The following is a 13,207-nucleotide window of genomic DNA, read 5'->3' as shown; positions in this document are numbered from 1 at the left end:
AAGCGACACGAAGTGCGCGCAGCCTGGGGGCGAGCAACAGTCAGGGCATAGGTTCGCGCATGGTCACGAACTCCTCGGCCACCGTGGGATGAATCCCGATCGTGCTGTCGAACAGCGCCTTCGTCGCACCGGCCCGCATCGCCACCGCAAACCCCTGAACGATCTCCCCGGCATCCGGCCCGACCATGTGCAAGCCAACCACCTTGTCGCTGGCCGTCTCGACGACCAGCTTCATGAACGTACGCTCCTCGCTCCCCGACAGCGTGTGGCGCAGCGCCCGGAACTCGCTCGAAAAAATCGTGACCTTGCCGAACTTCATCCGCGCCGCGGCTTCGGTGTAGCCGCAGGTGCCGACATTGGGGTGCGTGAACACGGCGGTCGGCGTGTATTCGTAGTCGAGCTGCCGCTTGCCTTTGCCAAAAAGCGAGTCCACCACCACCATTGCCTCCGCCAGAGCGACCGGCGTCAGCTGCTGGCGAGTCGACACGTCGCCGACCGCATAGATCGAAGGCACGGAGCTGCGATAGTGCGCGTCGACGATCACGCCCCCGCGCTCGTCGAGTGCCACACCCGCCGCGTCGAGCCCCATGCCCTCGGTGTTGGGCACCCGGCCTGTCGCAAAAAGGATGACGTCGGCCTCCACCCGCTGGCCGCGAGAGAGCATGGCGCACAGGCCGCTCTCCAGTCGCGTGATCATGTTGATTTCGTTGTTCAGCCGGATGTCGATGCCGGTCCGGGTCATCTCCTTGGCAAGGAACTGCCGAAGATCCTCGTCAAAATCATTGAGCAGATGCGCATTGCGCTGCACCTGCGTGACCTTGGCGCCCAGGCCGTTGAAGATCGAGGCGAATTCGCAGGCGATGTAGCCGCCGCCCACCACCAGCAACCGCTTCGGAAACGGGTCCAGATCGAACATCGCGTCGGACACGACGATGTGCTCACGGCCCGTTACGTCGGGCACGAAGGGCATGCCGCCGGTGGCGATCAACACATGCTGGGCCGTGAACCGGCGTTCACCGACCTGCACCGTTTGGGCGTCCGCGAACTGCGCCCAGCCCTGGATGAGCGTCACGCCCGCGCCTTCGAGCAGGTTGCGATAGACACCATTGAGCCGCGTGATTTCACGTGCCCGATTCGCCTTGAGGCGCGCCCAGTCAAAACGCGTTTCGCCGACATGCCAGCCGTAGCCTGCCGCTTCCTCGAAAGCGTCTGCATAGCCGGCCGCATAGCTGTAGAGCTTCTTGGGGATGCAGCCGACGTTGACGCAGGTGCCGCCGAGTTCCGCGCATTCGGCCAGGGCCACTCGCGCGCCGCGCTGCGCCGCCATACGGGCAGCGCGCACGCCACCGCTGCCGCCGCCGATCACAAAGAAGTCGAAGTCGAATGTGCGCATGGAAGCTCCTTGGCGCCGACTGTAGCCGGCGCAAGGAGAAGCCGCTGCGCACTGTGGCGGATTACGGCCGGTCGACCAGGCCCTGTTGCGGTTGATCCGGGCGGCCCGGGGCGCGGGGCCGAAGTTCCTGCGCCTGGCGCGCCGCCTGTTGCCGTTGCTGGATCATCTGCTGCGCTTGCTGCTGTTGCGCCCGCATGGCCTGTTGTTGCTGCATCTGCATGGCTTGCGCCTGCGCTGCACGTTGCTGGGCCTCGGCCTGCTGTCGCTGCATCTGCTGCAATTGCTGCGCCTGTTGTGCTTGTTGCGCCTGCATGGCTTGGGCCGCTGCGCGTTGCTGGATTTCCTGCTGCTGGCGCTGGGCGTGTTGCAGTTGTTGCGCTTGTTGGGCCTGCAAAGCCTGCTGCGTCGCGGCACGTTGCTGTGCTTCCTGCTGCTGCCTTTGGGCCTGCTGCAGTTGCTGCGCTTGCTGCGCCTGCATGGCTTGCGCTGCGGCGCGTTGCTGCACTTCTTGCTGCTGCCGCTGCGCTTGTTGGAGTTGCTGTGCCTGTTGCGCCTGCATGGCTTGAGCGGCCGCTCGCTGCTGCAGTTGTTGTGCCTGCTGAGCCTGCTGTGCCTGAACGGCTTGCCCTGCCGCGCGTTGCTGGATTTCTTGCTGCTGGCGCTGGATCTGCTGTGCCTGGAGCGCTTGCTGAGCCTGTTGAACTTGCTGGGCCTGCTGGAACTGCTGCATCTGTCGTTGCTGCTGTCTCGGCTGCACCGCACCGGGCGGAGGCACCGCCGCGGCCCTGCTGAAGGCCGCGGGTGACGGCCCACCGTGCAACGGGATCGGCGCGCCCATCCCCACAGGCACGCTGGCAAGCCGCTCGGTGGGCACACGGACGACCTCTCGCCGCCCGATCGGCCCGCGAGCGAAATGATCCGCCGGCACGACCGTGACCGCCCCGGGCATCAGCCGATTGGCAAACTCGGCATTGCGTGCGGCGTTCTGCGCGGCGATTTGGCGGCCAAGCGCAGCGCGATTGGCTTCGTCGATATAGCGCTGGCTGGCTCGGTAGCCGGGCCGCCATGCCTCGCCGGGAGCCAATGGGAACCACCCCACACCGTGGCGCCCTCCGCCGATCGCCAGGTTGGCACTCGCGCCGGCGGCCGTGCCGCCCACGAAGCCCACAAGCGCAGGCGCATAGACAGGGCGCGCGTGCTGACGTCCCGGAACCCAGCACCAGCGCGACCCGACGCGCGCCCATCGGCCGTAGTGTGTCGGTGCAAAGCCCCAAGGCGCGGCGTCGATCCACGTCCATCCCCAAGGCGCTACCTCGGCCCATTGGCCGTTCTGATAGGGCGCCCAGTCGGCGTCGACATTGCGCGGATACCAGACCTCGCCATAGTTCGGATCGTTCTGCCAATCGCCATAGGCGTCGAGTTGCTGGTAGCCGACGGTGTCGCGCGACACATAACGCGCGGAGACCGACTGGTCGTCGATGCGATCGCGTTCCGCCACCCAGCGGTCGAAGTCGCTCGCCGCGCGGACCGGTGCGCCGTTCGCGGCTGCGAGGTTCCTGCCGGAGACCGTCAGTTGCTGATGCGGCCCCAGCGGCGTGCTTTCGCCGTTCTCGCCGAAGAGCGTGACGTTGCCCGCCGCGACCGAGACCTGGGTCGTGCCCGAGCCCGGGTCGACGTTGATGCGGAAGTCCCCGGGGGTGTCCACGATCATGGCCATGTTGGCGGTGTCGACCTCGAAACGTCCGCCGGCGAGATCGTCGCGCACACGAACCTGAAGGCTTCCCTGAGTGGCTGTGATGCGGGCCGTGTTGTCGTCGACCTCGGACATCGTGATGCCGGTCTGCTCGTCGAGCCGCACCGCGGTCGAGCCGACGTAGACCTCTGCGCGTGCGCTTCGATCCGCCCAAAGGCGGTCGCCGGTGGTGAGCGGCCGATTGGGGACCGCCTCGTACCAGTTGTCATCGCCGGCCGGCGAGAAGCTCACCGAACCTTGCTGGAAATTGAGTCGTCCGACGCGAGCCGGGGGGTCTTGCTGCGCTGCCGCAAGCACGCTGGTCAGGAGCAGCGCCAGTCCCAGCAGCCAGCCGGTCGCGCGGCGCGGAAACGGGGTGGTGCGTTGGTTCATGAAAGGTCCTCGGTACTGACCACTCAACGCGCGACGGCGCCTTGGCGCTGGCATCCGCATTGCAAAGCAATACGAATATCCCGCACGGGAGGAAACCAGGTGTAAGCCGAGCGCCCCTGTCGCTATGGGCGCACCACCATGCGCTTGGCGGCCGTGGAAATCCAATCGGCAATAGAACCGGAAACTGCAGGATCTGTCGTCCGACCTAACCCGTTGATAAATAAACGTTATTCACGTATTCTTAAGGAAAAGGAACCGGAATTCATGTCGGTAAAACCCAAGGCAATCGCCGTCTATGATCAACCCCATCAGTTTGAGCCCCTTCTTCCGGCTCAGGACCTCGATGGGCTGGTTGAAGCCACGCGTCGGATCTTCGAAAAGTCTGCGCAGTTGCGAGCCTCGGCAAGTCCCGAAGCAAGGGAGGCCCTGCGTGCGATTGTGCGGTCGATGAACTCCTACTACTCGAACAGCATCGAGGGCCAGGGCACGCATCCGGCGAACATCGAGCGCGCGCTCAGACACGACTTTTCCGAGAAGCCGGACGTGGCCATGCGACAGCGGATAGCCGTCGCTCACATCGAAGCGGAACTGGAACTTGAACGCCTCGTGACGACAGAGGCGGCCGCCCTCAGCAGCGAATTTCTTTTGAAGGCGCACGCGGCTCTTTACGGCAGGCTTTCAGAAGGCGACCGGCGAACGGAAGACGGGCGCATCGTTGTGCCAGGAGAGATTCGCAAGCACGACGTTGCGGTAGGCCGGCATCAACCTCCGACCTGGCAGTCGGTGCCCCAGTTCTTGGCAAGGATGGATGAGAGATATGGTCGCCTCAAAGGCGTCGATGCTGTGCTCTACACCATCGCGTCTGCCCACCATCGCGTGGCGTGGACTCACCCGTTCGAGGACGGAAACGGGCGAGCTGTTCGCCTGCAGACCCACTGCTCACTGTTCCCTGTGAGCGGAGGCCTCTGGTCGCCAAATCGCGCGCTCGCGCGCCAGCGCAAGGTCTACTACGAGATGCTCGACAACGCGGACAGTGCGCGGCAAGGCGACCTCGATGGTCGCGGAAACCTCAGCCAGAAGATGCTCTTGGCGTGGTGCCGCTACTTCATCGAGCTGTGCGAGGATCAGGTCACGTTCATGACCACGATGCTCGATCTTCGCAAGCTCAAGGACCGCATTCGCGCCTATGTTCTCGTGCGCGGGATCACGGATGGAATCTCCGAGTACCGTGAGGAGGCCATCTTTCCGCTTCAGACGGTCGCCACGGCGGGTTCGATCTCGCGGGGCGACTTCATCAGGATGACGGGCCTGGAAGAGCGCACGGGCCGGAAGGTCGTGTCGCGTTTCCTGGCCGACGGGCTGCTCAAAAGCGATGGTCACCGCTCAGACCTATGCATTGGGTTCCCCATGGCGTCGCTCAACATCCTGTTTCCCAACCTGTACCCAGAAGCGTCCGCGGCAGCGCTCGAGTAGCTGCACACCCACGAGCGGACTGGACAGGCACGCGGGCTCCCCCGCTGAATGAGCGGTTCGCCTTCTGTCTGTTACTAGCTAGCCCGCCGGCCTTGGCCTCGGATGGGCCAGGAAGAAACGCAGCATTTCAGCGCTGGCGTCAGGCCCGGTCGGATCGGTGAAAGAGCCCCTCGGGCTGCCGCCCGCCCAGGCGTGCCCGGCGCCATGCAGCAGCCAGTGTTCGATGGTCTCGCCGCCTTGCTCATAGACGCGGCGGGTGTACCTGCGGCCCTTGCTGGCCTGGCCTCTGGACTCGTCCGTGGGCGCTGCGGCGTTCTGGCTCGCGAGCGCTGCGGCCACCAATTGCTCGCCGTTTCGTGCGTGCACCGTGCCATCGGCGTCGCCGTGGAAGACGATGATCGGTATCGATGGCCGAAGGGTCGGTGCGGCCGCCTGTCCATTCTTCATCACCGAAAGCGCCGACATCAGGTCATGCGCGGCGCCAGCAGGGATCCCCGAATGCACCCCGACGGCGGCGAACAGATCGGGATGCGTCCGGCCGAGGATGTCCGCCATTGCGCCGCCCGCCGACAGGCCGGCCACATACACGCGCCCCGGGTCGACCGCTTGCTCCGACATCACCGACCGCGTGAGCGCTGCGAGCAGCGCCGGTTCGCCGCGATCGCGCTGCTGGTGCTGCGGCTTGAACCAGTTCCAGCATTTCGATGAATTGGCGTGCTGCGTCTGCGCCGGATAGAGCACCAGAAAGCCGTGCTCCTGCGCCAGTCGATTCATCTGCGTGCCGGCGGCGAAGTCGTCCGGATGCTGCGTGCAGCCATGCAGCATCAGCACCAACGGGCGGGCCGTTCCGGTGCCTTTCGCGGGAACGAAGAGCTTGTAGGCGATGCTGCGGTTGCGATGGGCAAAGAGGCCGTCCGTCCACTGGTCTTCGCCGAGCTCCGGTACGACCTCAGGCTCGCTCGGTGCATCGCGTGCCACGGGAGGCGCTTCGACAAATCGCGCCTCGACGTCGACCACCAGCCTGTCATCGTTCGCAGCATGGGTAGGGTGAGCAGGGGTGTGCTCGGCCTCGGCAGGGCGTGCGCCTGGCGCTTCCGGCGGAGAGTCGCCCTTCAATGCGCGCTGGATGGCGCGGGTCGCCTCCTGAAGATTGCCGCCCTGTGTCAGACGCGCGGCCTGATGCATCAGGCGTTCAAAAAGTTGATTCATCGAATACCTCAGCGAATGCGATCGGCCAATGCAGCCTTGACGGCGGGCGGCGCATGCAGTGCGCCAAGAACGGTGATGGAGCCGATGGCGTCCCGCGCGAGTTCGGGCGTCACATCGGCCGAAATGCTCGCGAGGCCGAGCACCCGGATTTCGAGCTTTTCGCCGGCGTCGCGGACGGCTTGCAGATCGGCCGCGCCGAACTGTTGCAGCCCCAGCACCAGCATCTTTCGCGCAACCACCTGCTTGAGCGCGTCGCCATGGGCGGAAAGCTGGTTGCGGATCGCCGTTCGTATGAAGTCCGTCCGGTTGGAATAGAAGCCTTCGGCCACCATCAGGTCGATGTGCCCGAGGTCCACATAGCCCAGGTTGATCGTGATCTTCTCGGCGTCGGGCAGCTTGGTGCGCGGTGCCAAGGGAACGAGTTGATTTTGCATGGCGCCATCCTAACACCATCCAGCCGGATGGTGTTAGGATGGCCCCCGGATGGCCCCCGGATGGCCCCCGGATGGCCCCCGGATGGCCCCCGGATGGCCCCCGGATGGCCCCCGGATGGCCCCCGGATGGCCCCCGGATGGCCCCCGGATGGTCCCGCAGATGGGTCTTGGATCGTTCTTGAATAGAAATCTCGTCGGCAGTATGTTGAACAGGCCCCGGGGGCACCGCTTCTCGAACTGGTGAAGAATGTGTGTTTCCCCAAGTTGGATCACGAAGGACAGCAAGCAATGACCAAGCCGGATGCGACCCCGCCAACATCAGCCGCCATTCCCCCCGGGCGAACTGGCGTCTCGCCGGCCACAGGCTATGCCGGCGACGTCACCCCCGAACAGGCTGCGCAATGGATGGCCGACGGCACCGCGGTGCTTGTCGACGTGCGCACCGACGCCGAACGCGAGTGGGTCGGTTACGTCCCTGGCGCAGTCGGCATCGCCTGGAAGCAGTGGCCCGGCATGGCCCTGAACGGCGCCTACGACGAAGCTGTGCGCGCCGCCGTCCCCCCCGGCAAAAAAGCGGTCCTGCTATGCCGAAGCGGCGTCCGCTCCATCGCCGCCGCCAAGCGTGCCACCGAACTCGGCATCGAGGCATACAACATCCTCGAAGGCTTCGAAGGCGACCCCGACCCAGAGGGCCACCGCGGCCAAAAAGGCGGCTGGCGCCTCCGCGGCCTCCCCTGGAAGCAAAACTAGCCCTCCCCAGCGTTGCGCAACCCGGTCGCTGGACACCGCTGAGGCTGCCGGTGTCGCCAAGAAGGACTGCTATCACGCATTCCGCAATTCTTATAAGAACTGGAAATTGCACTGCAGTGTGGCGGAAAACCGGCACCACTCTCGCTTCGGGATGCAGCTTACTTTGCGAGGTAGAAGCCCCAAACGGCAACCGTTACTACTATGTCGAAATAGGCGCATCTCGAATGCCAAGCGCTATATCGATGCCAATGCGCTATTTACGGAAGCTGCGAATGGTATCGAGTGCCCGAACCTATCGTGCGTCGACTGAGGTCAGGGTTGTAGGTCACGAAGGACGAAGGGCCCGATGCGTAGAGCAATTCGGGGCTTCGTCTTTTATTGCTTACTCAATGGCTAGAAACGCATCGATTTCATAGTTCCTCACGCCGGTTCGCCTCACTGCCTTTTGGATCGATTTGAGTATCCGAGTGTCGTGCGATGCGCTATTCTGATCGGTGCCACTCCAAGTGTACGCGGGCCAGCCATTTTCGTATGCAACGACTTGGCTTTCTGCGTCAAGGTACTGGAGAAGTGTGCTTAAAAAAGCAAATCCCCGAATTCGGTCATCTTTGAAAATTGGGCTGCCATCGGTGTAGACCGCGTATTGGAGCTCGTTTGGTAGCCGCATGACCTCGTCGCCTGGATCCATGAGGCTTGCGAGTCGACCCCAAAAACCGTAGGGAAAGCTCTGCGAAAACACTATCGACTGCATCTCTGCCATGGAACTGGGAAGCGGCGTTGTTGGTATGGCCGGGTTTAAAGAGCCCGTTCGAATGACCCGCTCTGCCCAATTGGCGGTCGGCTCGATAAGCCATGGTCGCCTGAACATCATGGTTCCGTACTGGTAGAGGTGGAATAGTTCGTGACCAAGAGTGCTCCATGTTCCGGGGAACTTATCGAGATTGTTGGCTACGTCGATTCTGAGCGAACACGCCCCGTCCCTTTGCGGTAGGGCTGAATAGCTTGATGGTTCACTATATGCTCGCCCGTAGGTGGCAAGCGCCCCGACGTTCAGATCGATGTACGTGGCGCCCCTATAGCGTGCGCTCTGAAGCGGATCGCGAAACCCAAGAAGGTTATACGCTCTTCGCGCCGCGTCCGCCTGTCTTGCCACGTTTTCGACGTAGTCCGGGACCCCGTTGGAATTTACGTCGGTTTTATCGGGCACCGCGTGCTCGCCGTGGAGCGCATAAAACACTCTGATATTGCTTCCCGGCACCTCGTATTTTTCTGTGAGGGATGGAATGAGGCCAACAGTATTTTGATTGACTGGGCATGTGATGACAGGTTGTGCATTCGCGCCTTGAACGCAAGCCAAGCTTCCAACAAGTAACGAAAAAACGACCTTGGATATTCTTCTAAATATCATTAAACGATTCTCTCTTTTTCTTGAGTATTGGCGCGGTTTGTGATGTGGCCAAGTAGCCAGCCAGCCGATGCGTGACTTCCGCTTGGCGCGCAAAGTGTAACAAGCGATAGGCAATTGAAGCTGGTTTCTGAGACGCCGCTTCAGGCTCATCGTCCGTTGGATAGCGCTTTGTTGTAAAAACATTGGCGTTTGTATTATCAGACTAGTCTCATTGATATTCCGAAAAAATGAGGGTTTTCATTTGATTTTTGGGTGATGCGGGTATGCGTTTCAACCAAAACCAAAATGGTGATAATGCGTCTCTCATAAAAATCCACCCAAGTTTTTTAGAAACCAACTGCAGGCTGATCTCGTATCGAGGCCGTACGCCTGCTGCTCAAAGGAATTCCCTTGGTGAAGCAATCACAAGATGTACTGTTCGCACGACTCAAGAACTTTGATGTCGATGCCGAAGCGCTGCGCTCACACTTTCTGGAGCACATCCAGAACATGCCTTCGACGCCGTATCGCGACAATCGAGTCGACTACGTCGGTTGGGCGGTGACCAGCCGCGACGGGACCCTGGACGACGGCGTTCGACGTCTCGCGCCGTCGGCAGGCGGCTCCGGCGCGCGCGGCGTCAAGTCCACTCGGGCCTGCAGCGGCTACTTGGAGCGGACCATGGATGCGTTAAGCCGAAGTGGTCTCAAGCCCTATCGAGCCCGGATCATGCAACTGGAAAGTGAAGGCGCTGAGATGCCCTTGCATACCGATGCCAACAAGGAGACATGGCGCCTGCACATTCCCATCATCACCAACGTCAACTGTTTCTTCGAATGGCAGCGCGCCGACGGCAGCATCGAGAGCGTGCATCTGCCAGCCGATGGCTCGGCTTGGCTGGTGCGCGTCGACGTGAACCACCGTGCGGTCAATCGCAGCAATGAGCCTTCGCACCGAGTGCATCTTCTGACGGGCTTGGGCGTCAATCCAGAATTCGAAATGCTCACCAAGCCTTGGCTGCCTGTGCACCAATCTCCTTCGAGCGCCGAAGAGGCGCGTGCAGTAGACATGAGTCTTTTCACCCATTCGATGGAGGGCTAACCATGGGGCTGCATGACAATTCTGCCCGGGGGACCATGACCGGTTGGTCGGCGGCCGAACTCGCACAAGTGACGGGCGGAAGCTGGTTAAATCCTCCGCGTAAGAACGACTGGCGATGCGAGGGCATATGCGCGGAACCGAGCCAGTTCCGCGAAGAGCAGATGCTCCTCGCACCAGCCGGCGCTGCGGGCTTGCGGCTCCCGGCGATAAAGCGCCTCGCGCCCAGAGCGGCCGGCATCATTGCCCAAGTCGGCGAAGCGAACGCGCATGGGGATCAGCCTCTGCTCGAGGTGGCAGACTTGCAAGATGCTGTAGCGGCGCTCGGCACCGACGCCCGGAATCGTTTCGAAGGAACGGTCCTTGCGGTGACAGGCAGCGTGGGAAAGACCTCCACTGTCGCGATGGCAGCCCACGCGCTGTCCAGCGCGGGAGCCAGCGATCGCAGCCGCACCAGTGCGAACTCTCCCTATGGGATCGGGTGGAACCTCGCCTCAATGGACCAGCACGCGAAGTTCTGGGTACAGGAGGTGGCAGCAACGCGCATGGATACCTGCAGCAGATTGACCAAGCCCCATGCCGCGATCGTCACGGCCATAGCGCCCGCCCATGCCGCCCGCTTTGGCAGCAACGAACAGATCGCACGACAGAAGGCCTTGATCTATAAGGGCATGGCGCCCGGAGGCATTGCCATCATCAACGCTGACATGCCGGAATTTCCGATTTTTGAGTCGGCCGCCTTGGAAGCGCAGTTGCAGGTAGTGCGTTTCGGCAGTGCAACGGACTGCCATGCGCGGCTGATCAAAATGGTGGGAGCAACCGTTCATGTGGAAGTCTTCGGCGTAACGCAAGTATTCGAGCTCGGCGCAGCAGGCCGCCACATGGCGATGAATGCAACCGCCGTGCTGGCTGCCGTCGCCGCCTTGGGCCGACCAATGTCGTCGGCAGCGCAAGAGCTCGCGAGTTTCGAGCCGCTGCGTGGACGCGGACGACGCAGCCAGGCGGTCTACGCGAATCGAAAAATAGAGGTTTGGGACGAGGCTTACAACGCCAATCCTGCGTCGATGCGCGCAGCGCTGCAAGTGGTCGTTGACACCGATCCCAAGACCGTGCCTTTCGGTTCGCGCGTTCTGGTGCTGGGCGACATGCTGGAACTGGGCGACGATGCGCGGGCGCATCATCTGGCGCTGGAGGCTGACGTGCGCGCGGCGCGCCCTGACCGAGTCTTGCTGTGCGGAGAGCTGATGCATGCTCTGTCCAAGCGGCTGCATGGGGACATCAAGGGGCAGTGGTTCGAGAATGTGGACGCCCTACTTGCGGCATTGGACGCATGGATCAAGGACGCAGACGTGGTGCTGGTGAAGAGTTCCAACGGCGTGGGTCTCACGCGCGTCGTCACTCGCCTGCTACGACCGTCCCCGATCGCAGCCGCAGAGCCAATAGTCGAGGAAAAGGCATGAGCGCGCTCTCGAACGTCCGCCGCGCGGGCGGCAGGGTAGCAGGGAGGCAAGGCTCATGAACCTGAGTGAATTGTTGATCACGGCGCGTCCGACGACCGCCAGGATCTGGGAAGAATGTCGCCCCGCGTCTTCGAATGGCGAAAGCGACTCCGGCGTGCTCTTCATGTCCGCCTGCACTGCCCATGAGCGCGCCCATGTCGTTGTCGCGCGCAGCAAGCAGTTCGACTATGCCTGGCAGCGCGGCGCGCAACTGTTGAGCAAATGGCAACGTCACACCGCAACGATGCCAATTCTCTGGCTGCGCATCGATGTGGTGCACACGGTGTACCCGATGGACTGGGAGACCTTGACCAAAGGCCTTGCCAGCACTAAGCGCAACTATTTTCGCTTCGGGATCGCCTTCGACGAGGAATTCCGGGTGGCCATGCTTGAGCCGGAGATCGGTGCAAATGCGGTGCTCTACGACAAGTCCAAGAAGGAAGCAACGCCCAATGAGGCCCTCCTCAAGCTCTACGGTCAGCGTCGATTCGGACAGGAACTGAAGTGGCCCAGCCAGCCATGTGATCGCGTTTGGCTGTTTGAAACCCGCGCCGTCTTTACCGATGGCAAGGCGCTGCATCGCGTGGAGCACCAGGGGCGCAACCGCGGTCACCGCCTGTTGCCCGCGTTGGATGCCACGTGCGTGCAAGAGGCGATCACCGCCAGCACGGCCTACCTTGCACGACAGGTCACCGCATCGGGCAAATACCACTACGGGTGGTTTCCTTGTTTCGATCGCCCCGTTCCCTCGTATAACACCCTGCGGCATGCCAGCTCCACCTATGCCCTGCTCGAAGGATGGGAGGTAACGCGCGAGCCGCAACACAAGGTGGCAATCGACAAGGCGCTGGCTCGCCTCTCCGAGCACCTGATCCACCATGTGACGCTCGCTTCGGGTGCGCCGGCCGCGTTCCTTGTGGATACTGGCGACGAAATCAAGCTCGGCGGCAACGCGGTGTGCCTGCTCGCATTCTCGAAGTACACCGAGCTCACCGGCGACACTCAGTACCTGCCATTGCTCGAGCAACTCGCGCTCGGCATCCTTCACATGCAAGATTCGACCACAGGCCGATTCGTGCATGTGCTTCGCTTTCCCGATCTGAGCGTCAAGCAAGAGAACCGGATAATCTACTATGACGGCGAGGCCGCCTTCGGTCTAATGCGGCTGTACGGTCTGACCAAGGATGCTAGGTGGCTCGAAGCGGTGGAGCGGGCCTTTGACTATTTCATTGAAGCCAAGCACTGGCAGGCGCATGACCATTGGCTGAGCTATTGCGTGAATGAGCTCACCCGCTACAAGCCTGAGGCCCGCTACTTCCGCTTCGGGCTGGACAACGTGCGAGACCACCTTGACTTCGTGCTCGATCGCATCACCACGTTTCCGACCTTGCTGGAGTTAATGATGGCGGCCGAGAGGATGATTGGGCGCTTGCAGGACACGTCCTCGCACTCCATACCGGAGCTCTCGCAGCTCCTGGAGGGGTTTGACCTTGACAAGTTCTACCGGGCACTGGAGCAACGCGCCAGGTACCTGATGACCGGTCATTTCTTCCCCGAGCTGGCCATGTTCTTCAAGAACCCCGCCCGCATTGTGGGCAGCTTCTTCATCCGCCACCACGCCTTCAGGGTGCGAATCGACGATGTCGAGCACTACCTGTCGGGATTCGTCGCCTACCTGAAGTATCTCAACGAGCAGCACACGGGTGAAGTTCTGAAGGCGAGGCAAGGCACTCGCGAGACCCCAGTGGTGCCTGTCGAAGCTTGAAGATGCGAGCCCCCCAGGGGGTAGCCAAGAAGAAACGGCGCGCCAAGTGAGGGCGAGCAGGCAAGCGCGTCGGG

Annotated in this window: 10 protein-coding genes; 5 read left to right on the top strand and 5 right to left on the bottom strand. The window is 62.3% G+C overall.

All coding sequences use genetic code 11. From position 1 onward, the window contains the following. Nucleotides 1-40: 40 nt before the first annotated feature. Both gorA and AC1DSF_RS01825 read right to left on the bottom strand, forming a co-directional pair. Nucleotides 41-1,393 (bottom strand): glutathione-disulfide reductase, encoded by a 1,353-nt coding sequence (gorA, locus tag AC1DSF_RS01830; RefSeq protein WP_478125007.1) that lies wholly within the window; start codon nucleotides 1,391-1,393, stop codon nucleotides 41-43. Between the two features lie 61 nt (nucleotides 1,394-1,454). Then, complete coding sequence (locus tag AC1DSF_RS01825; RefSeq protein WP_478125006.1) at nucleotides 1,455-3,518, bottom strand: DUF6600 domain-containing protein; 2,064 nt, start codon at nucleotides 3,516-3,518, stop codon at nucleotides 1,455-1,457. A 138-nt stretch (nucleotides 3,519-3,656) separates the two neighbouring features. Between AC1DSF_RS01825 and AC1DSF_RS01820 the strand changes: the two genes are divergently transcribed. Next, a complete protein-coding gene (locus AC1DSF_RS01820) occupies nucleotides 3,657-4,991 on the top strand; it encodes a Fic family protein (protein ID WP_478125005.1) in 1,335 nt (444 codons plus the stop codon). Nucleotides 4,992-5,069: 78 nt separating this feature from the next. On the opposite strand, the gene AC1DSF_RS01815 is transcribed toward AC1DSF_RS01820, so the two are convergent. Both AC1DSF_RS01815 and AC1DSF_RS01810 read right to left on the bottom strand, forming a co-directional pair. Continuing rightward, entirely contained in the window at nucleotides 5,070-6,200 is a 1,131-nt protein-coding gene (locus tag AC1DSF_RS01815) for an extracellular catalytic domain type 1 short-chain-length polyhydroxyalkanoate depolymerase (protein ID WP_478125004.1), read from the bottom strand. An 8-nt stretch (nucleotides 6,201-6,208) separates the two neighbouring features. Then, nucleotides 6,209-6,634 carry a CopG family transcriptional regulator gene (locus AC1DSF_RS01810; protein WP_478125003.1) on the bottom strand — a complete coding sequence of 142 codons (426 nt, stop codon included), beginning with the start codon at nucleotides 6,632-6,634 and terminating at the stop codon, nucleotides 6,209-6,211. A 288-nt stretch (nucleotides 6,635-6,922) separates the two neighbouring features. Here AC1DSF_RS01810 and AC1DSF_RS01805 point away from each other — a divergent pair, with 288 nt between their 5' ends. Further along, nucleotides 6,923-7,384: a rhodanese-like domain-containing protein gene (locus AC1DSF_RS01805; RefSeq protein WP_478125002.1), complete on the top strand. Its 462-nt coding sequence runs from the start codon at nucleotides 6,923-6,925 to the stop codon at nucleotides 7,382-7,384. A 382-nt stretch (nucleotides 7,385-7,766) separates the two neighbouring features. On the opposite strand, the gene AC1DSF_RS01800 is transcribed toward AC1DSF_RS01805, so the two are convergent. Then, complete coding sequence (locus AC1DSF_RS01800) at nucleotides 7,767-8,792, bottom strand: hypothetical protein (protein WP_478182231.1); 1,026 nt, start codon at nucleotides 8,790-8,792, stop codon at nucleotides 7,767-7,769. A 393-nt stretch (nucleotides 8,793-9,185) separates the two neighbouring features. On the opposite strand from AC1DSF_RS01800, the gene AC1DSF_RS01795 reads away from it, so the two are divergent. The 3 genes from AC1DSF_RS01795 (at nucleotide 9,186) to AC1DSF_RS01785 (ending at nucleotide 13,133) form a co-directional block, all read left to right on the top strand. Next, nucleotides 9,186-9,872 (top strand): aspartyl/asparaginyl beta-hydroxylase domain-containing protein, encoded by a 687-nt coding sequence (locus tag AC1DSF_RS01795; RefSeq protein WP_478125000.1) that lies wholly within the window; start codon nucleotides 9,186-9,188, stop codon nucleotides 9,870-9,872. Between the two features lie 2 nt (nucleotides 9,873-9,874). Beyond that, the gene (locus AC1DSF_RS01790; RefSeq protein WP_478124999.1) at nucleotides 9,875-11,329 is read left to right on the top strand and encodes a UDP-N-acetylmuramoyl-tripeptide--D-alanyl-D-alanine ligase; all 1,455 of its coding nucleotides are present in this window, start codon (nucleotides 9,875-9,877) and stop codon (nucleotides 11,327-11,329) included. 163 nt (nucleotides 11,330-11,492) lie between these two features. Next, nucleotides 11,493-13,133, top strand: coding sequence for a Mur ligase (locus AC1DSF_RS01785; protein WP_478124998.1), 1,641 nt, complete (start codon nucleotides 11,493-11,495; stop codon nucleotides 13,131-13,133). Nucleotides 13,134-13,207: the final 74 nt, after the last annotated feature.

The organism is Variovorax sp. 01N429 (assembly GCF_056399425.1).
Note: the sequence above shows the minus strand (reverse complement) of the source record. Positions and strands in the feature narration are given on the sequence as shown.

Excerpts from the sequence above, each read along its gene's own strand:
- gorA (WP_478125007.1), bottom strand. The coding sequence starts at position 1,393 with ATGCGCACATTCGACTTCGACTTCTTTGTGATCGGCGGCGGCAGCGGT.
- AC1DSF_RS01825 (WP_478125006.1), bottom strand. The coding sequence starts at position 3,518 with ATGAACCAACGCACCACCCCGTTTCCGCGCCGCGCGACCGGCTGGCTG.
- AC1DSF_RS01820 (WP_478125005.1), top strand. The coding sequence starts at position 3,657 with ATGCGCTTGGCGGCCGTGGAAATCCAATCGGCAATAGAACCGGAAACT.
- AC1DSF_RS01815 (WP_478125004.1), bottom strand. The coding sequence starts at position 6,200 with ATGAATCAACTTTTTGAACGCCTGATGCATCAGGCCGCGCGTCTGACA.
- AC1DSF_RS01810 (WP_478125003.1), bottom strand. The coding sequence starts at position 6,634 with ATGCAAAATCAACTCGTTCCCTTGGCACCGCGCACCAAGCTGCCCGAC.
- AC1DSF_RS01805 (WP_478125002.1), top strand. The coding sequence starts at position 6,923 with ATGACCAAGCCGGATGCGACCCCGCCAACATCAGCCGCCATTCCCCCC.
- AC1DSF_RS01800 (WP_478182231.1), bottom strand. The coding sequence starts at position 8,792 with ATGATATTTAGAAGAATATCCAAGGTCGTTTTTTCGTTACTTGTTGGA.
- AC1DSF_RS01790 (WP_478124999.1), top strand. The coding sequence starts at position 9,875 with ATGGGGCTGCATGACAATTCTGCCCGGGGGACCATGACCGGTTGGTCG.
- AC1DSF_RS01785 (WP_478124998.1), top strand. The coding sequence starts at position 11,493 with ATGTCCGCCTGCACTGCCCATGAGCGCGCCCATGTCGTTGTCGCGCGC.